This is a genomic window from Bacillus sp. SRB_8 (assembly GCF_003264205.1).
In the GTDB taxonomy this organism is placed as follows: domain Bacteria; phylum Bacillota; class Bacilli; order Bacillales; family Bacillaceae_G; genus Bacillus_A; species Bacillus_A mycoides.
In genome coordinates, this window is sequence record NZ_NADT01000020.1 from 162,120 (window position 1) to 183,808 (window position 21,689).

Annotated in this window: 21 protein-coding genes and 1 pseudogene; 5 read left to right on the forward strand and 17 right to left on the reverse strand. The window is 35.1% G+C overall.

Features of this window, described 5'->3' with window-relative positions:
• Positions 1-8: 8 nt before the first annotated feature.
• From B5P40_RS19070 to B5P40_RS19085, 4 genes and pseudogenes are all read right to left on the reverse strand, one after another.
• A pseudogene (locus tag B5P40_RS19070) lies at positions 9-1,008 on the reverse strand (anti-sigma factor).
• A 12-nt stretch (positions 1,009-1,020) separates the two neighbouring features.
• On the reverse strand, positions 1,021-1,554 hold the full coding sequence (locus B5P40_RS19075; protein ID WP_098777403.1) for an RNA polymerase sigma factor: 534 nt from the start codon (positions 1,552-1,554) through the stop codon (positions 1,021-1,023).
• Positions 1,555-1,763: 209 nt separating this feature from the next.
• Entirely contained in the window at positions 1,764-2,570 is an 807-nt protein-coding gene (locus B5P40_RS19080; protein WP_113709647.1) for an ABC transporter permease subunit, read from the reverse strand.
• Positions 2,563-3,456: an ABC transporter ATP-binding protein gene (locus B5P40_RS19085; protein WP_113709648.1), complete on the reverse strand. Its 894-nt coding sequence runs from the start codon at positions 3,454-3,456 to the stop codon at positions 2,563-2,565. Before B5P40_RS19085 ends, B5P40_RS19080 begins: the two co-directional genes overlap by 8 nt.
• A gap of 164 nt (positions 3,457-3,620) precedes the next feature.
• On the opposite strand from B5P40_RS19085, the gene B5P40_RS19090 reads away from it, so the two are divergent.
• A complete protein-coding gene (locus B5P40_RS19090) occupies positions 3,621-4,214 on the forward strand; it encodes a TetR/AcrR family transcriptional regulator (protein WP_044439934.1) in 594 nt (197 codons plus the stop codon).
• Positions 4,215-4,309: 95 nt separating this feature from the next.
• On the opposite strand, the gene B5P40_RS19095 is transcribed toward B5P40_RS19090, so the two are convergent.
• Positions 4,310-5,278, reverse strand: a complete 969-nt coding sequence (locus B5P40_RS19095; RefSeq protein ID WP_113709649.1) for a helix-turn-helix transcriptional regulator — start codon at positions 5,276-5,278, stop codon at positions 4,310-4,312.
• Between the two features lie 59 nt (positions 5,279-5,337).
• Between B5P40_RS19095 and B5P40_RS19100 the strand changes: the two genes are divergently transcribed.
• Positions 5,338-5,781: a VOC family protein gene (locus B5P40_RS19100; protein ID WP_113709650.1), complete on the forward strand. Its 444-nt coding sequence runs from the start codon at positions 5,338-5,340 to the stop codon at positions 5,779-5,781.
• Positions 5,782-5,838: 57 nt separating this feature from the next.
• Here B5P40_RS19100 and B5P40_RS19105 read toward each other — a convergent pair whose 3' ends face one another.
• The 8 genes from B5P40_RS19105 to B5P40_RS19140 all read right to left on the reverse strand — a co-directional run bounded on the left by B5P40_RS19105 (position 5,839) and on the right by B5P40_RS19140 (position 17,001).
• A complete protein-coding gene (locus B5P40_RS19105) occupies positions 5,839-6,870 on the reverse strand; it encodes an oxidoreductase (RefSeq protein ID WP_002014316.1) in 1,032 nt (343 codons plus the stop codon).
• Positions 6,871-7,293: 423 nt separating this feature from the next.
• Positions 7,294-9,717, reverse strand: coding sequence for a DNA topoisomerase IV subunit A (gene parC / locus B5P40_RS19110; protein WP_113709651.1), 2,424 nt, complete (start codon positions 9,715-9,717; stop codon positions 7,294-7,296).
• A gap of 1 nt (position 9,718) precedes the next feature.
• Positions 9,719-11,683, reverse strand: a complete 1,965-nt coding sequence (gene parE / locus B5P40_RS19115) for a DNA topoisomerase IV subunit B (RefSeq protein ID WP_002087772.1) — start codon at positions 11,681-11,683, stop codon at positions 9,719-9,721.
• Positions 11,684-12,061: 378 nt separating this feature from the next.
• On the reverse strand, positions 12,062-12,475 hold the full coding sequence (locus B5P40_RS19120; protein ID WP_002014313.1) for a CoA-binding protein: 414 nt from the start codon (positions 12,473-12,475) through the stop codon (positions 12,062-12,064).
• A 79-nt stretch (positions 12,476-12,554) separates the two neighbouring features.
• Entirely contained in the window at positions 12,555-13,796 is a 1,242-nt protein-coding gene (locus B5P40_RS19125) for a S1C family serine protease (protein ID WP_002014311.1), read from the reverse strand.
• Between the two features lie 203 nt (positions 13,797-13,999).
• Positions 14,000-14,677: a response regulator transcription factor gene (locus B5P40_RS19130; RefSeq protein WP_002185181.1), complete on the reverse strand. Its 678-nt coding sequence runs from the start codon at positions 14,675-14,677 to the stop codon at positions 14,000-14,002.
• A gap of 18 nt (positions 14,678-14,695) precedes the next feature.
• The gene (nrdG, locus tag B5P40_RS19135; protein ID WP_113709652.1) at positions 14,696-15,148 is read right to left on the reverse strand and encodes an anaerobic ribonucleoside-triphosphate reductase activating protein; all 453 of its coding nucleotides are present in this window, start codon (positions 15,146-15,148) and stop codon (positions 14,696-14,698) included.
• A complete protein-coding gene (locus B5P40_RS19140; RefSeq protein WP_113709653.1) occupies positions 15,145-17,001 on the reverse strand; it encodes an anaerobic ribonucleoside triphosphate reductase in 1,857 nt (618 codons plus the stop codon). The genes nrdG and B5P40_RS19140 overlap by 4 nt, the downstream gene beginning before the upstream one ends.
• Before the next feature lie 225 nt (positions 17,002-17,226).
• Between B5P40_RS19140 and plsY the strand changes: the two genes are divergently transcribed.
• Together plsY and B5P40_RS19150 are read left to right on the forward strand one after the other, a co-directional pair.
• On the forward strand, positions 17,227-17,823 hold the full coding sequence (gene plsY / locus B5P40_RS19145) for a glycerol-3-phosphate 1-O-acyltransferase PlsY (RefSeq protein WP_002014306.1): 597 nt from the start codon (positions 17,227-17,229) through the stop codon (positions 17,821-17,823).
• A 109-nt stretch (positions 17,824-17,932) separates the two neighbouring features.
• The gene (locus B5P40_RS19150) at positions 17,933-18,223 is read left to right on the forward strand and encodes a HesB/YadR/YfhF family protein (RefSeq protein WP_002033558.1); all 291 of its coding nucleotides are present in this window, start codon (positions 17,933-17,935) and stop codon (positions 18,221-18,223) included.
• Between the two features lie 77 nt (positions 18,224-18,300).
• Here B5P40_RS19150 and B5P40_RS19155 read toward each other — a convergent pair whose 3' ends face one another.
• The gene (locus tag B5P40_RS19155) at positions 18,301-18,720 is read right to left on the reverse strand and encodes an acyl-CoA thioesterase (RefSeq protein WP_002128497.1); all 420 of its coding nucleotides are present in this window, start codon (positions 18,718-18,720) and stop codon (positions 18,301-18,303) included.
• Positions 18,721-18,829: 109 nt separating this feature from the next.
• Between B5P40_RS19155 and B5P40_RS19160 the strand changes: the two genes are divergently transcribed.
• Positions 18,830-20,122: a glycoside hydrolase family 18 protein gene (locus B5P40_RS19160; RefSeq protein ID WP_002066644.1), complete on the forward strand. Its 1,293-nt coding sequence runs from the start codon at positions 18,830-18,832 to the stop codon at positions 20,120-20,122.
• A gap of 76 nt (positions 20,123-20,198) precedes the next feature.
• On the opposite strand, the gene sspN is transcribed toward B5P40_RS19160, so the two are convergent.
• The 3 genes from sspN to B5P40_RS19175 form a co-directional block, all read right to left on the reverse strand.
• Entirely contained in the window at positions 20,199-20,333 is a 135-nt protein-coding gene (sspN, locus tag B5P40_RS19165) for an acid-soluble spore protein SspN (RefSeq protein WP_000527988.1), read from the reverse strand.
• A 43-nt stretch (positions 20,334-20,376) separates the two neighbouring features.
• Positions 20,377-20,520 carry an FbpB family small basic protein gene (locus B5P40_RS19170; RefSeq protein ID WP_002014298.1) on the reverse strand — a complete coding sequence of 48 codons (144 nt, stop codon included), beginning with the start codon at positions 20,518-20,520 and terminating at the stop codon, positions 20,377-20,379.
• Between the two features lie 131 nt (positions 20,521-20,651).
• Entirely contained in the window at positions 20,652-21,599 is a 948-nt protein-coding gene (locus B5P40_RS19175; protein ID WP_002190374.1) for a 3'-5' exonuclease, read from the reverse strand.
• Between the last annotated feature and the right edge of the window lie 90 nt (positions 21,600-21,689).

The window sequence follows — 21,689 nt, forward strand, 5'->3', positions numbered from 1 at the left end:
TCCGTTTTCTATTCATCTAATATGTTTTTTCAATTTTTCATAATTAGTGCTATCCTTTTGAAATACATTCTCTTTCAATCCTTTGTTTATTTGTATCCATTCAGTCGTAATCGAATATTGAATCATACCTTCATGGAAACTAAGGAACTTCAACATAATCCCCGTATTTTTCTCTACAACCATTTCAAACTTCCCACTCAAATCTTCAGATGTACTTACAGGCATTTCTATGTTTATTACTCCTTCTATTTTGTAGCAATCGAGTCCAAGATACTTCGTTTCTTTATAACTCCAATCTTTATATCGAATTAATAGATCAGCAAATTCTGATTGAATACTGTACTTAGCGAATCCCACATATTCGTCATCATACCGTTTCTTCTCACCTGATTTTCTCAATAACCTTTCCGTAGGGCTTAATTTTAATAGTTCATTATTTCTTTCTTTTGGACTCCATCTCGTCTCTTTATACGTATTATTCTTATCATTAAACTCTTTTTTTCCTTCCTCGCTATAAATCATCGTGCTTTTTTTCGATAGCTTGTCTTCTTTAGATGAAATACCACTTTGTTTCTCCGTATCAATCGCATATTTATATGTTGTAGCAATTCTTGTAGAGCTAGAATATTCTTCGAATTGCCCTGAAACATTTTGGAAATGATCAATTGAATCAAGCATCTTTTGATGAATCTTTTCCTTATCTGGATAATTGACGTTCGACTTTATTTCTTCTTCATTCTCATAATCAGAAAACGCATTCTTCTTTACGTAATTAAACATCCCTCCATTTTGTGCAAAGCTCTGTATAGAAAACTCAGACATAGATACAATTGATAGCGTTAGAACAGCGGCACTAATAAACATCATATGTACTCTATAACTCTTTCTTTTTACAGGAAGATTATGAAGTGTATCATTAATTTTTTCATTTAGTGCCTGTGGCAATACGGTATTATCCTTTTCTATTCTCTTTTTTAATTTTTCATCAAATGATTTTTCTTTATCCATTTTAACCACCTCCTACTCCATCTTTAATCGCTCTTCTAATTGTTCCCTTGCACGTGACAATCTTGATTTAACCGTACCTTTTGGAATTTCTAAAAGCGTTGCAATATTTTCTTGATTCATATCTTCATAATAATAAAGTACAGTTACAGCTCTTAGTTCTTCCGTTAAAGACTGGATAGCATTACAAAGGTCAATATCTTCATATCGATCGAACGCCACCATATTACTATCATGATCCTCAATTACAATTACTTTTTTATAAGAGCGAATTATATTGTTACACTCATTTATTAAAATTCTAATGAGCCAAGTTTGAAAAAACTCTTCCTTTTTCAGTTTTTTTATATTTTCATAAGCTTTTAAAATTGTTGCCTGCATCGCATCCTCTATATTCGTCTCATCACGTAACATCGCCTTCGCAATGCGATACATCTTTACTTTTTCTGTATGTATAAGTGTCATAAAAGCCTCGTGATTACCCTTTTTTGCTAAAGAAACATCCGTTTCTTCTTTTACAATCATCTTATATAAAGGAATTACTTTCACAATTGGTCCTCCTGTTTCAGCCTCTCTATTAATTAAACTTTACACATATTAGACGGAGTATCCTAGAAAAAGGTTTAATTCTTTTGAATATTTCTACAAGAAAAAATGTAAACATTCCATTTTGACTATCTACTTAAATGTTTCTCTAAAAGATATCCCTTCGAATTTACAAACAAAAAAAAGCCCACTTTCTCAGTGGACTTTCTAATTTACAACGGTAAATCCCTCTTCCTAAACACTACTATTGCTACTATGAAGATACAAAGTGCTCCAGCAGTTAAGCCTATACTTACTGGCCATATATTATATGTTCCTTCAGCAATTTCTTTCGGACGAAACAATGTAAATAAAGATATATTTCTCATCCACTCTAACTTATCACTTAATTTCCCTACCATATCTAATACGAAAAATAAGATTGTTAAACTGGCTGAGTAGCTAAGTGCCTTTCTTTCATCATTACATATACAAGAAAAGAAAAATGAATAGGCACTAACTACTAAAAATATAAGCCCTCCAACTACATTTATTTTCAAAAATAATTCTCGATTTAAGTTATTATCTTTTAAAAACCATTCTGCACCTAATATACCAGCTACATAAGTAACAATTACAATTATTAGTAGCCCCAATATGAGAACAGCAACTTGTGTAATTGCAATTTGCACCCTTGATACAGGTGTTGCTAATAAATATGCCATCGCCCCTTTATCTACATGACGAGCAATTAAATGCGTTGCAACCGTGACACAAAAAATTGTTAAAATGATAATAAACAATAGACTATAATATTCACCAGCTAAAAAATCCATTACATTTTGAATCGGACTTTCCATTCCAACAATTTTTTTCACACTATCAGGCATGGCACTTATTAATTCGTTTAAACCTTTGGCTGAAACCATCGATGGGAATATCCAAATTAATAACCATAAATAAAGAGCTGCACCAGTAGCATAGCTCAATATACTTTTTTTCGTTTCTTTCAAACTAGCTAAAAATAGTTGTTTATTCATGCTTTACCCCTTCTTTCTTCTCGTAATAATGCATAAATAAATGTTCTAAATCCGTCGCTCTCGTTTGAAGTGCAGTTACATTATAGTTTGAAAGTATTTGTAAAACAGTTTGATAGTTTCCTTGCACAATAATTGACGCCTCTCTACCTTTCACTCCTTCAAATTGCAAATCACATTGTTTAAGAGACTCGATTTCTTCTTGAGATGATACTGTTACATCTATCACCTGTCTTCTCATGCCTTGTAAATCATGAATGTTTTCAACGGTTACAAGACAACCATCTTTAATAATAGCTACTCTGTCACAAGTTCTCTCAATTTCAGTGAAAATATGTGATGACATAAGGATTGTTTTTCCTCTTTGCTTTTCCTCTAATATTAAATCTATAAATACTTGTTGCATAAGTGGATCGAGTCCTGATGTCGGTTCATCTAAAATTAACACTTCTGGATCATGCATAAATGCCGCAACTATACCTACTTTTTGTTTCATTCCTTTAGACATTTTTCGAATTGGTGTTTTCACATCGAACTGCAAACGCTCTATCAATTCATCTCGTCTTTTTATATTTTTTAACCCACGCATTCCTTGCATCAAATTTAAAAACTCTAATCCATTCATTCCTTCAATAAAAGAAATCTCTCCTGGTAAATAGCCAACTTCTCTTTGAATTTTCGCAGCATCTTCCCAACAATCTAATCCGAAAATTGTCGCTTTACCAGCCGTCGGTTTTATAAATCCCATTAAATTACGAATCGTTGTTGATTTCCCAGCACCATTTGGTCCTAAGTAGCCAAAAACTTCTCCTTCTTTCACTTCAAATGTAATATCAAACAAGCCTTTTCCATTTGAAAACTGTTTTGTAACATTTTGAACTAAAATCATAAACCCACCTCATTTTTTGAAATATTTAACATGTGATATTTCAAAATTATTGTACTCCTCATCTTTCATATTCGCAACAACTTTTTGAAATATTTGTATGTCCATATTTCAAAATTATTGTTTTCAATTATTTTTTCTTGTATATTTTAAATGAGGTGATTGTATTGAACGGCTTTGAAAAAGTGAAAGAAAAGAAAAAACGTGCCATTAAAGATGCGGCCTTTACATTATTTTCAGAACGCGGATTTAATGAAGTAAAAATAGAACATATTGCAAAAAAAGCAAACGTTTCTCAAGTTACAATTTATAATCATTTTGGAAGTAAAGATGCGTTATTTAGGGAGCTTATACAAGAATTTATAATATCTGAATTTCAATATTATAAAGAGCTTGCAGAAGAAAAATTACCTTTTCATGATATGATGCAAAAAATGATTGTAAGAAAAATGAATACTGGGGGGTTATTTCAGCCTGATATGTTACTACAAATGATGCAAAGAGACGAAGCGCTCCGAGAATTTATTTATAGTTATCAAAACGAAAAAATCTTGCCTTGGTATTTAGAAATATTAGAACAAGCACAGCGCAAAAATGAAATTAATCCACACCTTTCAAAAGAAATGATGTTACTTTACATTCAAATGTTCACTAAATTAGGTGATGATTTCGGGGCGCAGCTTCTTGAAGGAGATCGAGAAAAACATATACAAGATATAGTTACGATGTTCTTTTACGGACTTTCTGTTCCAGAAAAATAATTTTTTCTAAAGAACAAACAAAATCATAAAAAAGCCCTTTGGATATTTAAATCTCAAGGGCTTTTTCATGTCGAAAAGAATTATTAAAACTAACTTTATCTCAAAGAAGTTAAATGATGTTTTATAGATAATACCTTATTATAGATTAAATCTTTCAGCATGACAGGCTGAATTGAGATAATCGTTTTTCCGAAATTCAAAAAATAACTTGAAACAAAATCAACTTCTTTCTTGTTAAAATAGCCTTTTATAATGTAATTTTCATTTTCTTTTTGTATCCTCATGGAAGGATAATTCTCTTTATCAAAAATGTCTTTTCCTTCTTGATTAACAATGACAATAAAATCAATTGCATCAGGCTTTCTGTGAAAAGTAGTAAGATAACTTAATAGTTCTTCGAGCTTTTTTGGATTAGTATTGCTTGTTTCCATAATAGAAAGAATTTTATCACATCTAATTATTTGAACATTACTTGTCTCAAAATTAAAAATTTCAGCATACCACTGTCCAAATTTAGATTCTATTCGAATAAATTGGGCGACCAATGCTTTCTCCTCATCTTTTTTCAAATATGTTAAACGATAAACCCGTTCAGCAAAAATCCCCTGTAAAAGTTCTTTTAAGAACGGACTAAAGTTACTATGATTTGTTACTTCAAAGGAAAGCGTTCGTTCCATGATTGAAATATTTTTACTCACATTATCAGGTAATACATGTTTAAATTTATTTTCAAGCGCAATACTTTCTATATTAAATGGCTTTGTTTTGTATCCATTTAATGTAAGAATCGAAAAGTATAACGCATACATTTCATCCACACTAAAATATATTGGTGATAACACACTATTTTCTATAATTTTATAACTCCCATTTCTACCTAGTTCAGAATATATTGGTACACCTATTTCTTCTAATGATTGAATATCTCGTAGAGCGGTACTTTTAGAAATATCATATCTAACCATTAAATCTTTTAAATTAAAATATCTTTTATTATTTAAGAAAATAAGCATATCATTTATTCGTTCAGTTTTTTTCATATCTCCCTCCATAAAAGGTGTCATGTATTGAAACCTTTTTAGTCTATATTATAATTATTAACTAATAAAGGAGTTATATATTTATGACATTAGAAATAGCTATTTTTCTTTCAATGAATGGGCAAGCAAAGGAGGCAATTAATTTTTACACACGTAATTTAGAGGCCAAGAAGTTAATGATTGTTACGTATGAAGAACTGGCCAAAAGAGATAGTTCTTTTGAAATTACAAGTGAAAATAAAGATCATATTGCCCACTCTGTTTTACAAATTGGGAATACAAAGCTAATGATAGCCGAAGATACAATGAACCCTACTGAACGTTATAGCGTTGGAAATAACATGTCACTTTGCATTCAAAGTGCTGATTTAGAAGAAATGCAAAGATTTTATAATAATTTAATTTCCGATAAGCATGTGAAAATAATCTCTCCACTAGAAAAAAATATATTTAGTGAAGCATATGGTATTATTGAAGATCCTTACGGCATACAAATCCAATTAATGTATGACAAACGACTAAACTAAATAATGAGTCATATTCGCATATTCCTAATAAAAAAAGACACGAAATTCGTGTCTTTTTTATTTTACCGCAATGACTCTACCCGTTTCACTACTTTCAGTCGCCAATTGAATCAATTTAATAACGTCTAAACCTTCTTGAGCAGTTACAGGTAGTTTTTCACCATTTAATATGCTATCTCGCACGCCTTTATAATACATGTCATAGCAGCCGACTTCTGTTGGAATACGCTCTAAGCTTTCTTCTGTTTCTAAAGTAGCAAAATTCTCTTCAGAGTCTGATCCATAACCATTATCCCCTGGCTTCATTCCAGTCTTTAATTGTTCTTCCTGTGAATCCATACCATACTTCACGATAGAACCTTTATCTCCATGCAGTGTAAAATGTGGTCCAGCTTGCTTTACGTAACTGCTACTATGTAAAATAACGCGCTTCACTCCATAGTGAAGTACAACATGGAAGTAATCATCCACTTCTGCACCTGGTCGTTGTTTTATTACATCTGCGCTTATCGCATCTGGTTTCCCAAATAATGATAATGCTTGGTCAATTAAATGCGATCCTAAATCATATAATATACCTGATCCTGGTAAGTTCTTTTCTCTCCAGCGATCGCGTACATGTGGGCGGAAACGATCGAAATGCGCTTCATATGCGTATACATTCCCTATTCTTTTTTCTTGTAATAATTTCTTTATCGTTAAGAAATCATTATCCAAACGGCGATTATGATACACACTTAAAACGACATTATGTCGGTTCGCTAATGAAATAAGTTCTTCTCCTTCTTCAATTGAAACAACGAATGGTTTTTCCACAACAACATGCTTACCGTGTACAATTGCTTCTTTTACATATGGAAAATGGGTTGTATTCGGCGAAGTAATGACCACTAAGTCAATATCAGCTCGATTTACTAATTCATCAATTGTACCAACAACTTCAGCATTTGGTAATGCTTGTTTCACTACTTCTTCTTTTGATGATAAAATAGCACGAATATCGTATTCTTCTATCGTTTGTAATAACGGGATGTGAAATGTTGTACTAGAAAATCCAAATCCTACAATCCCTACACCTATTTTTTTCATGTTGCCCCTCCATTTGTCCCGCTTTAACGGGCAGTAAGATTCCTAACTCAAAATTCAACGAAAGCAAAGAAATTAGGTGAGGAATCAACTGCTCGTAAAAGCCCGATTGGCTCAACTAATAATCAGTGGGGATAAAGAAAATCCCCACTGATTAAAGTTTCACTTTATGAGAACGATTTCATTTCATTATTATAACAAGATTATTTTTATATACATAATGATTTGCTTAGAAAAAAGCATCTTGCTATCATTCATAGCAAGATGCTCCCTTTATCCCGCATTAACGCGCAGTAAGACTCCCACCTCAAAATAAGGGGAATGCGAGGGAGTTAGGCGGGAGACCAACTGCCCGTAAAAGCCCGATTGGTGAAGGCTAATAATCAGTGGGGGATGGAAAAAAACCCCACTGATTAAAGTTTCACTTTATTCCGTTCTTTTCTTTGTCCACGTTTCAATTACTTCACCAGTATCATTAACATCTAGTACTAAACTACCATTACTATACCGGTCTTTATTTCGAAACGCTTTCGGATCAATTTCTTCTACAATGTGTTTCTCTGTCTTCATGTAAACTAATTCATCATCTCGAACAATTTCAATACCGACAATGCGGTACGGATTACGTTTTAACTCTTTAAAAATTACAAGGCCTCGCTTCGCCCTCGTTGATTTCTCAATTTCCGATGCCTTTATACGCTTCACAGCACCTCGCTGCGTAACGAGAATAAGTTGATCTTTTTCACCATTTAACGGTTTACCAGAAGCAACATAGTCATCTTCTTTTAAATTAATTGCTTTCACACCAGCTGCTCTGACACCAACTGGACTTACTTCTTCTTCATTGAATACAAGTGCATATGCACCATGTGTTGCAAGAACAATATCACTTGTCCCATCTGTCGCAAATATATCAACAACTTCATCATCTTTTTTCAAGTTTACAGCAACGAATGCCCGTGAATAACGCTGCACTTTATATTGGTTTAATTCTGTTTTCTTAATCATACCGTTTCGTGTAACAAATACGATAAATCGTTTTTCTTCTTCAAAATTCGGTACGACTGTTGCCCAAATTAACGATTCATCTCGCTCGAGTGAAACAAGATTCGCAACGTGTTGACCTAAATCTTTCCAACGAATTTCTGGCATTTCATACACAGGAAGATAAATATAATTTCCTTTGTTCGTAAATAAAAGAACGGTTTCTGTCGTGTTTGTATCGAAACGCTCAAGTAAGATGTCACCCTCTTTCATACCGAAGTATTTCCCGTTCGATGCATTATGCGAACGCCAACCTGTTCGTTTCACATAGCCTTCTTTCGTTACAGTAACGATGACATCTTCTTGCGGAATCATAACTTCCACATCGATTTTAATTTCTTCAATTTCCTCTTCAATTATCGCACGGCGATTATCACTATATGTTTTCTTTACTCTCTTCAAATCTGTTTTAATAACTTGAAAAAGTCTTTTTTCACTTTGTAAAATTGACTGTAACTCTATAATTTTCTTACTAAGTTCCGCTGCTTCTTGCTCTAGCGCTGTAATATCTGTATTTGTTAAACGATATAATTGCAGTGAAACAATTGCTTCTGACTGCGCCTCTGTAAATCCAAATTTCGCACTTAAATTATCTTTCGCATTACGCTTATCTTTAGACCCACGGATCGTTTCAATCACTTCATCTAAAATTGATAATGCTTTCTTTAAACCTTCTACAATATGCTGACGATTTTCTGCTTTTCTTAATTCATATTGTGAGCGTCTTGTAACAACATCTTTCTGATGTCCAATATATGCATCCAAAATCTTAGGTAATGTCATAAGTGTCGGACGACGATTATTTATCGCTACCATATTAAAGTTGTATGGAATTTGCAAATCTGTATTTTTATATAAATAATTTAAAATACCTTCAGCATTCGCTTCTTTTTTTAATTCTACAACGATACGAAGACCTGTACGATCTGTCTCATCACGTACTTCAGCAATTCCATCTAGCTTTTTATCTATACGTAATTCATCCATTTTCTTAACAAGATTCGCTTTATTTACTTCGTACGGAATTTCTGTAATAACGATTTGTTGCTTCCCGCCACGAATCGTTTCAACCTCTGCTTTTCCGCGAATAATAATTTTACCTTTACCTGTTTCATACGCTTTTTTAATGCCATCTATCCCTTGTATAATACCACCTGTAGGGAAATCGGGTCCTTTAATAACTGTTAACAAGTCCTCCACAGAACTATTCGGTTGATCGATACGCATAATTGTAGCATCAATTACTTCTCCAAGATGATGCGGTGGAATTTCTGTTGCATAACCAGCGGAAATCCCTGTAGATCCGTTCACTAATAAGTTCGGGAACATTGCCGGTAATACAATAGGTTCTTCACTCGTATCATCAAAGTTTGACACGAATTCTACTGTTTCTTTATCAAGATCACGTAATAACTCAGATGCGATTGGTGATAAACGTGCTTCCGTATAACGCATTGCCGCTGCTGGATCCCCATCAACACTACCGTTATTTCCGTGCATTTCAACTAAAACATTACGTACTTTCCAAGTTTGACTTAAACGGACCATCGCCTCATATACAGAGGAATCACCATGTGGATGATAATTACCGATAACATTACCTACTGTTTTAGCTGATTTACGAAACGCTTTATCATGTACGTTTCCTTCTACATACATAGAATATAAAATACGTCTTTGTACCGGTTTTAAACCGTCACGCGCATCTGGAAGCGCGCGGTCTTGAATAATATATTTACTATAACGTGCAAAGCGGTCACCTAACACGTCTTCAAGCGGGAGGTCATGAAACTTCTCTGCCTGCATGTTATTCCACCTCCGTCTCCATAATCATTTCATTTTCTAAAATATTTCCTTCTTCTTGCATACCAAATTGTACATTACGCTCAATCCATTTACGGCGAGGTTCTACTTTATCCCCCATCAATGTCGTAACTCGGCGCTCAGCTCTTGATGCATCGTCAATTTTCACACGGATTAACGTACGTGTTTCAGGGTTCATCGTTGTTTCCCATAATTGATCGGCATTCATTTCACCAAGTCCTTTATAGCGCTGCAACATGTAGCCTTTACCGACCTTTTTCGTTACACCACCTAATTCTTCATCAGACCATGCATATTCAATTACTTCACTTTTCCCTTTTCCTTTACTTACTTTATATAAAGGTGGAAGTGCGATAAATACTTTACCAGCTTCAATAAGTGGTTTCATATAACGGTAGAAGAACGTCAGTAGTAACACTTGAATATGTGCTCCATCCGTATCTGCATCGGTCATAATAACAACTTTATCGTAGTTAATATCTTCAACAGCGAACTCATTCCCTACGCCGCCGCCAATTGCGTAAATAATTGTATTGATCTCTTCGTTCTTAAAAATATCAGCAAGCTTTGCTTTTTCCGTGTTAATTACTTTACCACGTAATGGTAGCACCGCTTGGAAACGACGATCTCGCCCTTGCTTTGCTGAACCACCAGCCGAGTCACCCTCTACTAAATACAATTCGTTTTTCTGAGGATTACGTGATTGTGCAGGTGTTAACTTCCCGCTTAAAGTACCTTCTGATTTTTTCTTCTTCTTACCAGTACGCGCTTCTTCTCTCGCTTTACGAGCAGCCTCACGTGCTTGTGCTGCTTTAATTGCCTTTCTCACAAGAAGTGTAGCTACATCCGGGTTTTCTTCTAAAAAGTAAGCTAAATGCTCAGATACAATTGCATCAATTGAAGAACGAGCTTCACTTGTACCTAGTTTCCCTTTCGTTTGCCCTTCAAACTGGAGTACGTCTTCTGGTACACGTACAGAAACAATCGAAGCTAATCCTTCTCGAATATCTGTACCCTCTAAATTTTTGTCTTTTTCTTTTAATAAAGAAACTTTACGAGCATACTCATTGAACACACGTGTCATTGCTGTTTTAAATCCAGCTTCGTGTGTACCACCGTCTTTTGTACGTACATTATTTACAAACGAAAGAATGTTTTCTGAGTAACCATCATTAAACTGAAAGGCTAACTCTGCTTCAATTCCATTTTGCTCACCCGAGAAATATACAACTGGATGAATCGAATCTTTCTCTTCGTTTAAGTATGAAACGAAAGCCTCAATTCCTGTTTCATAATGAAACACATCTTCTAAATCATTACGTTCATCTTTTATCGAGATTTTCATTCCTTTTAATAAGAATGCAGATTCACGTAATCTCTCACATAATGTTTCATAATTATAATTTGTTGTGCTGAAAATAGTTGTATCTGGTTTGAAGTGCATCGTTGTACCAGACTCTTTCGTTTTCCCGATTTTCTCTAACGTCGTTGCAGGAGTACCACCATTTTCAAAGCGTTGTTCATAAATGCTACCATCTCGCTTAATCGTTACTACTAGCCATTCTGATAAGGCGTTTACAACTGATGCCCCAACACCGTGTAAACCACCACTCGTTTTATAGCCTCCTTGGCCAAACTTACCACCAGCATGAAGTACTGTTAAAATAACTTCAGGTGTCGGCTTTCCAAGCTTATGCATTCCCGTAGGCATTCCTCGCCCTTTATCAATTACGCTAATACTATTATCTTTATGTATTACGACAGAAATTTCGTCGCCAAATCCCGCTAATGCTTCATCAACGGAGTTATCTACTATTTCATATACTAAATGATGCAATCCACGGCTATCCGTACTCCCGATATACATACCCGGGCGTTTTCGAACGGCTTCAAGTCCTTCTAACACTTGAATTGCATCTTCATTATATTGGAACTGATGCTTCGCCAAACTCCTTGCCCCTTTCCTAATCAAATCAGAACATATGTTTCTATTATAGAATAACGCCTCGACTATAGTTTTGGCAAGTTATCTTATCTCTTTTATATACTATTTTCAATAGAAAAATCCTTGTTTTTTTTCACAAGGATTCCTCTAGGCTACTATTTCAGAAAAATAATCGTTTGTCAACGAGAAATGGATATGTATTCCAACATTATACATTCCAAACCTTTATCATGATCCAAATGATCAATATCCAAAATGGGATAACAAGTAACAATCCCCAAAAACAGCCTTTAAAAAATCTCATGATGAACACCTCGTTCATCCGCCCTACTTATGTAAAAAGCGAGGGCTGAATCAATCTTTCTATCTTTAAAATCTATACTATTTTGTCATTACATGCTCTACTTTAATGCAACGATCCATTATTACTGTGTACCCTTTTTCTTGTAAAAGTTTATATGTATCTTCATCTTGTACTCCTAATTGTGCCCAGAAAACATCTGCATCAATCTCTACAAACTCTTTCGCAACATCCTTTAAAAATTCTGAGCGACGAAACACATTTACAATATCAACATGTTCTTTAATATCCGTCAGTGAAGAAACCGCCTTTTCTCCGAGTACTTCATCTACTGTTGGATTTACTGGAATAATGCGGTACCCAGCATCTTGCATTGCTTTTGAAACCATATACGATGTGCGTTCTGGCTTATCTGATAATCCAACAACTGCAATCGTTTTACTTTTCTTTAATACTTCACCAATTTCCGTACGAGTTGGGTTTTCAATTATCATAATTTATCCCTCCTATTCCTTTAGTATATCCGATAAAGAAAGTCTCTTTCAACATGAAAGAGACTTTCTTTTATTCCGATTATTGATTCTTTGTAGCTGAATTATCTGCTAATGTAGCTGTTTTCGTCATTTTTTGGCCATTGCGATAGAATGTAACTTCTACTTTCTCGCCTACTTTTTTCTTTTCATATAAATATTTACGGAATTGAAGTGAATTCTCTACTTTTTGATCATCTAACGCTACTACTATATCATATTGCTCTAAACCAGCTTTTTCTGCAGGTGATATTGGATAAATTTTACCTAATACAACGCCGTTTGTTACTTCTTTCGGTACTTTCAATTGATTTACTGCATAAGCTTGCACATCTTCTAATGAAACGACACCTACTCCTAGTGCTGGACGTTTCACCACTCCTTCTTTTTCAAGGGATTCAATAACTGGCTTTGCAATATTAATTGGAATAGCAAATCCAATTCCTTCAACTTCTTGTTGTGCAATTTTACTTGAATTAATCCCAATTATTTCACCGTTTTGATTAAATAACGCACCACCACTATTACCTGGGTTAATTGCTGCATCTGTTTGAATAACTTGAGCATTCCAATCTGCACGCTTATCGCCATCAATATCTACTGGAATTTCACGTTCTTTGCTACTAATAATACCTTCTGTTACACTTCCATCAAACCCTAGTGGGTTACCGATTGCAATCGCTTTTTCACCCGCACGAAGTTTACTTGAATCACCTAAAGTGGCAACTTTATTTACATTAGATCCATCAATTTCTACAACCGCTAAATCTAACCAAGGGTCTTTCCCTACAAGCTTTGCATCTACCTTTTTACCATCACTTAGTTTTACAGCAAGTTTATTTGCTCCATCTACTACATGGTTGTTCGTTACAATATACGCTTTATTTCCTGCTTTTTTATAAATAACACCTGATCCTGAGCCAGCTTGTTGCTCTTGGCCTGTCGGTTGCATTGCAAATGGATCAACACTTTGTTGCATATTAATAACACCTACAACAACATCCTTCGCGCCTTCGATCATTCCCGGTAAATCAGTTTCATTTTTCGCTTTATTTACAACTGGAACTACAGTTCCTTCTACTTGTTTATTAGAATTGAATGACGAAACAGCTGCATTATTATTTTGCACCCATGGCATGTACGGTGCTGCAAAACTAATCGAAACCGCCCCGACTACAGCTCCAACTAAACCTGTGAAAAAATATCCTTTTTTACTACCTGATTTTTTCACTTCTCTCGTTTCACTATGCTCTTCATTCAAATTCGGTCCGTCGTAATATCCCATGTTTTATTTCCCCTCCCTGGTGAATTCGTACTTTCAGTATAGTCACATTTTGTGTCCTTCTTGTGAACTCATCGTGAAATCCAATTAAAAAAATACTCCTATCTACCATTGTAGACAAGAAAAGTATTTTTTGTACATTCCACCTACAAAGGAGAGTGTAAATTTGCTATATCCCAAAGCCGGGATGCATAGTAAATTAAAGGTTATTCTTCGAATTTGTAACCTACTCGAATAACAGTGCCGATATGCCTCGCCTTATCTCCTAGCTTATTTCGCAGTTTTTTAATATGTGTATCAACCGTTCGGTCATCACCGTAGTAATCATATCCCCATAACTGATCTAATAAATGTTGACGTGACAACACAATTCCTTTGTTCTCCATTAAATAAACAAGAAGTTCGAACTCCTTATGTGTCAATATAATTTCTTCACCATCTACTAAAACTGTTCTAGATAGTCGATTCACTTCTATTCCAGCTAAAGACATAGTATTTTCTTCTGATACTCCTACCGCTCCATCCGCACGTTTCAATAACGTCTTTGCACGAGCTACTAACACTTTCGGACTAAAAGGTTTTGTTACATACTCATCTGCACCTAGTTCAAAGCCTAGTAATGTATCATCCTCATCAGAACGTGCTGTCAGCATAATGATTGGTACCGCTGACTCTTTTCTAATTCGTCTACAAACAGACCAACCATCTATTTCTGGTAACATAATATCTAACATAATTAAATCAATTGTATGTTCAGCAAATAATTCTAGCGCTTTTTTTCCATCTTCCGCTTCGATTACTTCAAAGCCTTCATTACGAAAATAATCACTAACAATTTCACGTAATCTTCTTTCATCTTCAACAAGTAATACTGTTTTATTCATATAACCTATCCCGCCTTTTTACTCTTTCAATCGAATAATACGTTGATTGGAGCTTCCGCGAAATGGAAGTGTTAAATCTTTTTTATCAAGTTCAAATCTTCCATCGACCAAAACATCCCCATAATGTAACAATTCTATCATATCATTATTTTGAGCACTCTGTATCTCTTCTAACCTGTAACCTGTATAAATCCATAGATTTTTTTTCAAATCTTTCACAGCTTTTGCTACTTTTTTCACTTCAGCAGCTTGGAAGAATGGATCTCCACCTGAAAATGTTACATCTGTTAATGAATTACTTTCAATCTCTTTCACAATTTCTTCTACCGTCATTTCAGTTCCATTGCAAACATTCCAAGATTTCGGGTTATGGCACCCGAAACAACGATGCGGACAGCCCGCAAAAAACACGACTGTCCGCAACCCTTCTCCATCTACTACACTATCATGAATGATATTCATAACTTTCATTTATGCTTCACCCGATCCATCTCTTCACTACGTTTCGCACTATTCCACTTCGACATATCTCCTACAAGATAGCCCGTTATACGGCGAATTCTTTCTATATTAGCCTCATCTTCATTTCCACAGCTTGGACATTCATTCCCAATAACTCCGTGATAACTACAGCACTTACAACGATCAACAGGATGATTTATTGAACCGTACCCAACGCCATTCTCTGCCATCGCTTGCACAATTTGCTTTAATGCCTTTTTGTTATGCATAGCTGCTCCGTCTAGTTCAATATACGTAATATGTCCCCCGTTACATAGGGCATGGAAAGGTCCTTCTAAACGAATTTTATTTATCGCTTGAATGTTATAATAAACTGGAATATGGAATGAATTCGTATAGTAATTATGGTTCGTTATACCGCTAATCTCACCAAATTCTTCTCTATCTTTTTTCACAAACTTACCTGATAAACCTTCTGCAGGCGTTGCAATTACAGAGAAATTGAGTTGATGTTCTTCCATCGCCTTATCCATGCCCTCTCTCATAAAGGAAATAATTTCATATCCAAGCTTCCACGATTCTTCATTTTCTCCATGATGCTTTCCAGTTAACGCTACTAAACATTCTGCAAGACCGATAAAACCAAGACTTAACGTCCCTTGTTTTAAAATCGGTGCCACAGCATCTTCAGGTTGTAACGTCTCTCCACCACGCCATACACCTTGTGAATATAAGAACTGAAAATCTCTTGCTCTCTTTGTACATTGATAAGCAAATCTCTCTAATAATTGCTTAACGCCTAAATCTAAATAATAACTTAGCGCTTCAAAAAACGCTTCTTTCGATCCACTAATTAGCGCTAATTTCACTAAATTAATAGAAGTAAACGATAAATTCCCTCTTCCAATTGCTGTTTCTTCCCCATGTATATTAGACATAACACGAGTACGGCACCCCATATAACATACTTCACTTTCAGGTCGACCATCATAATGCACAGCATTAAACGGAGCATCTAAAAACGAAAAGTTAGGGAATAATCGCTCAGCGGTCGTTTCTAACGCTAATTCAAATAAATCATAGTTCGGATCACACTCTTCAAAGTTCACGCCTTTTTTCATTTTGAAAATTTGAATAGGAAAAATCGGTGTTTCCCCTTTACCAAGTCCAGCTTGCGTCGCTTTTAAAAGTTGCTTAATTAAAAGTCTTCCCTCTTTCGATGTGTCTGTTCCGTAGTTAATAGAAATAAATGGTACTTGTCCCCCGCCCCTACTATGCATACTATTTGAATTATGAACGAAAGCCTCACACGCCTGATACGTATCATTTTCTGTCTCTTTCCATGCAAATCCCTCTATTTGTTCTTTCGTAAGCGGATATGACTGTAGTCGTTTTTTATGTCTCTTTACTGTTTTTCTCACATATGGAGCTAAATCAATATCAAAGAGTGCAAACGATTGACCACCGTGCTGCATATTTTGATTCGCCTGAAAAATAATTGAAGAAAGCGCCAACGCACTTTTAATGTCTTGCGGTTGTCTCATATGTCCATGTCCAGTATGAAAACCGTTAGCTAGCATTTGCGCTAACGGAATTTGCGAACAAGTCGTCGTTCCTGTTGCATAAAAATCTAAATCATGTGGATATAATATATTTTGATCTATCGCTTTTTTCACTTGATCTGATAATAATTTTTCTACTGCATAATACTTTGCGCTCTCAGATGCGAACGTTCCCATTACTCCCATTGGAGATCGACCATCTACATTTGCATTTTCCTGCATTAAATCTTGTTCATTACCGTGGATAATTGTCTCAAATACTTTCATTAATTCTTCTCCACGTACATTTTGTTTCAACATTCATAACCCTCCACCAACATGTTGTTGTCTTTTGATTAAAATCATACAACATATAGTTCTTCTGTTCCTGTGAAAAATGTAACATTCCTGTGAAAGTTTTTTTAAAAATTAATGACTTTTTCATTTATAAAAAAGAAATGTGCTCTTTACAAATGTATGGTACAATAAATGGGAAAAACTCTTTTTACCCTTTATCAACACATTTGTATAAAGGAGACTGAACTCATGGTTATTACATATCTTTTATTTATCGTTGCCTATCTACTCGGTTCGATTCCATTTGCATTAGTCGTTGGAAAAATTGGTTATGGAATCGACATTCGTGAGCATGGAAGCGGTAATCTAGGCGGAACAAATACATTCCGTACATTAGGGAAAAAAGCAGGTTTTATCGTAACAATTGCTGACATTTTAAAAGGTACATTAGCAACAGGTCTACCGATTATTTTCGGGTCAGATATTCACCCACTATGGTTTGGATTAGCCGCTGTTCTTGGACATGTCTATCCGATCTTCGCAAAATTCCGCGGGGGGAAAGCAGTTGCAACTTCTGCTGGGGTGCTATTATGCTATTCACCAGTTGTTTTTGCAATATTAGCTGTTGTCTTTTTCAGCCTTTTATTTACAACAAGATACGTATCACTTTCTTCTATGATAACAGCTGTCGTTGCTGTTATTGCATCCATTGTTAGCGGGGATAAAATCTTCATTATTGCGATGTGTTTATTAGCAGGTATGGTTATTTATAAACACCGTGCAAATATCGGACGAATTATAAATAAAACTGAACCAAAAGCAAACTTTTCAAAAAAGCAAAAATAAGATCGTAACCCACATAACGCAAAAAGAAAACGTGAAGCATATTAATAGCGTCTTTTTGCGTTATTTTTTATACTAAAAGAAAAAGCAACATAATTTGGAGGAACTATACATGAATCTTTCCGTAACAAAAGAAGCAGCACAATGGTATAAAAACGAATTAAACTTACAATCGGGTGAAACAATACGTCTTTTCGTACAATACGGCGGTTGCAGTACTGTGCAAAAAGGACTTTCTTTAGGTATTCGTAAAGATGACCCTGCGCACCCTGCTGTTCAAACTCAAGAAGAAGGTATTAACTTCTTTATTGAAGGCGATGATGAGTGGTTCTTCGATGGACATAATTTATTAGTTACACTTAACGACGGTGATGATTTCCCTCAATTTAATTATGAAAAATAAAAAAGCGTGGCTTCTGCCACGCTTTTTTTATCCCGCTATTTGCGGGTAGTAAGACCCCCACTGATTAAAGTTTCACTTTATTTCTTTTTAATTTCCTCATATTTCGCATACCACTCAGGATATAATTTTTTAAATGATACAGGGCGGAACCCTTCTTTTTTCGCACAAATATTCGTCGTGCTTGCAGTAATACAAAGTTCGCCATCACCATTATAAATTTCATATCCATATACAACGCGGAGCGGGCTCACAGTATCAACCCACGTTTTCACAATAGCTTTTTCTCCGTAACGCATCGCTTTACGATATGAAATTTGCAAGTCTAATACAGGAGAAATAATTCCCTCTTTCTCCATTTCAACATATGAAAATCCTAATTCTTGTATAAGTTTAGTGCGCCCAAGTTCCAGCCACACTAAATAGTTTGAATGGTAAACAACACCCATCTGGTCTGTTTCCGCATAGCGGATTTCAACTTCATGTTCTGCTACAAACATTTCTATTCGCCTTCTTTCACTTCTGCTACCTTGCATACATTTAATCATAATACAGTGGAATCAAAAATAAAATAAAAACAGTGAATCTTTTACCGAAAGGGGCAAGCACATGATCCAAATTGTAACTGTTCGTAGCGGTGATAGTGTTTATGGTTTAGCATCAAAGTACGGATCTACACCTGAAGAAATTGTAAAAGACAATGGACTAAATCCAGCTGAAACACTCGTTGTTGGTCAGGCACTTATCGTTAATACAAAAGGCAATAATTATTATGTACAGCCAGGTGACAGCCTTTATCGAATTTCTCAAACGTATAACGTCCCTCTCGCCAGTTTAGCTAAAGTTAATAACCTTTCATTAAAATCTATTCTCCATGTCGGACAGCAATTATATATACCGAAAGGAACAAAACGAGCAGTAGAATCCATTGCTTATTTACAGCCTTCAACAATACCGATAAAAGAAAGTTTAGTAAATGCTACACGTGCTATTAATCCATTTTTAACATATTTAGCCTACTTCAGCTTTGAAGCAAAAAGAGACGGCACTTTAAAAGAACCGACGGAAACAGCGAAAATCGCTAATATTGCAACGCAAGGTAACACCATCCCTATGCTCGTTATTACAAATATTGAAAATGGAAATTTCAGTGCCGATCTGACCTCGGTTATTTTACGCGATGCAACAATTCAAAACAAGTTTATTACTAACATTTTGCAAACAGCTGAAAAATATGGCATGCGAGACATTCATTTCGATTTCGAGAGTGTGGCACCTGAAGATCGCGAAGCGTATAATCGTTTTTTACGAAATGTGAAAACACGCTTACCTAGCGGGTACACATTAAGTACAACACTTGTACCGAAAACGAGCTCAAATCAAAAAGGGAAATTTTTTGAGGCTCACGATTATAAAGCACAAGGACAAATTGTTGATTTCGTCGTCATTATGACATACGACTGGGGTTGGCAAGGTGGACCACCGATGGCGATTTCCCCTATTGGTCCTGTAAAAGAAGTACTTCAATATGCAAAATCTCAAATGCCCCCACAAAAAATTATGATGGGGCAAAATTTATATGGATTTGATTGGAAACTTCCTTTCAAACAAGGGAATCCACCCGCAAAAGCAGTTAGCTCTGTCGCAGCTGTTGCACTTGCTCGTAAATACAATGTTCCTATCCGCTATGATTTCACAGCCCAAGCTCCACATTTTAATTACTTTGATGAAAACGGCGTACAACACGAGGTTTGGTTTGAAGATTCGAGGTCTATTCAAAGTAAATTCAATTTAATGAAAGAACAAGGCATTGGTGGTATTAGTTACTGGAAGATTGGTCTACCATTCCCACAAAATTGGCGTTTACTCGTTGAAAACTTTACAATTACGAAAAAAGGCTGACGAAAGTCAGCTTTTTAAATATTTTTATAATATTATCCAAACACACAAAAAGGAGAATGATGACATTCTCCTTTTTTTAACCGTTATCAACAATTGGTTGTTTGCCAGTTTGGTCTTGCATTTGCTTCCCTTTATTGCCACCAGCTTTTTTCGATTGTGTTCCAATTTGATTTGGTGCAAAGTCTTTTGAATTCTTTTTCGGATTACCCATTACTATCGCCTCCTTAACACTAGTATCGTACTAGTGTTAAGAATTATTCAGCCTGCTTAAAAAGTTTCATTTCATAACGTTTTTCAATTCGTTTTTCAATTCGATCCATTGCATCACGATCGCTTAATAATTGTTGTTTATTTTCATTTACAAGTTCTTCAAACGATCTACGGCGACTTCTTCTCATGTTGCTCACCCTTTCTTCTACGTTTTCTTATTACATAGTATGAGCAAATGAAAAACTCTTTAATCAGATTTGCAAGAAAATTTTATGTTTTGATAAAAAATCCCATGCGCATATATTGCACATGGGATTTTTTACACCATCGTATTTAAATATTTTTTAATTTCTTCATCCGCATTTACTTTATTTGCTCTATATTCATCCAGCGCTCGTAATACAGAATCGTATTCTGCTACAATGTAGCTCTCTAGCTTCAAAATGTCCTCTACACTGTCAATCATAATTCTCGTGTTGCCAATCTCACTTTTCAATGCTGCCTCGTATGTTAAGCTCGTACAAATTTCTCTTACATCGTCTTCCATTTTTTCTGTTAACACATATTTCTTTCGCCCTTTGACCTTTAACCTTATAATTGGGTAAAAAGCTTTTATATCTAAATAACTCCCAACATTCATACAACGAATCCACTCAATATCACGTTTATTTCGTACAAGCATTTCTTTTACCGCTTCAAATACCGCTGTTTCATCAAGTACTTCCTTATTCGCTTTTCTTTTTCCTTCTTCTTCAACGGCTGCACATTTTTGATAAACAGCCGCACACGTAATACAGTCGTCAAATGCATTATGAGAACTTAAGCGAATTCCAAGCATTCGTTTTAACGTTTCAAGTTTGTGATTAGGCGCATGCTTCATATATTTTTTCGCTAAAAACACAGTATCAATAACGTTATTTTTAGGCTCAGGTAGTCCAAGCATATTTACATTACTCTTTAAAAAACGCATATCAAAAGAAGCATTATGTGCCACGATAATATTTGTATCTAGAAATGCCAAAAACAAAGGCAATACTTCTGCAATTGTTGGTGCGTCTGAAACACGATAATTCGTAATACCTGTTAAACTCGTAATTCGGCTCGGAATTGGACGCTCTGGATTCACATACGATACAAATTGATCTACTAGTTCATGATTACAATATTTCACTGCTGCAACTTGAATAATTTTATCATTATAAGGGTTAAATCCTGTTGTTTCAAAATCAATTACAACATAATCTAACGGTAAGGATACATTCCCCACTCCAGACACTCCTTTATCTCTAAACATTTATATTTCTTTTATCATATCACGAAGCTTTCACTACTTGAAAAAGAAAAGGCAGAAATGATT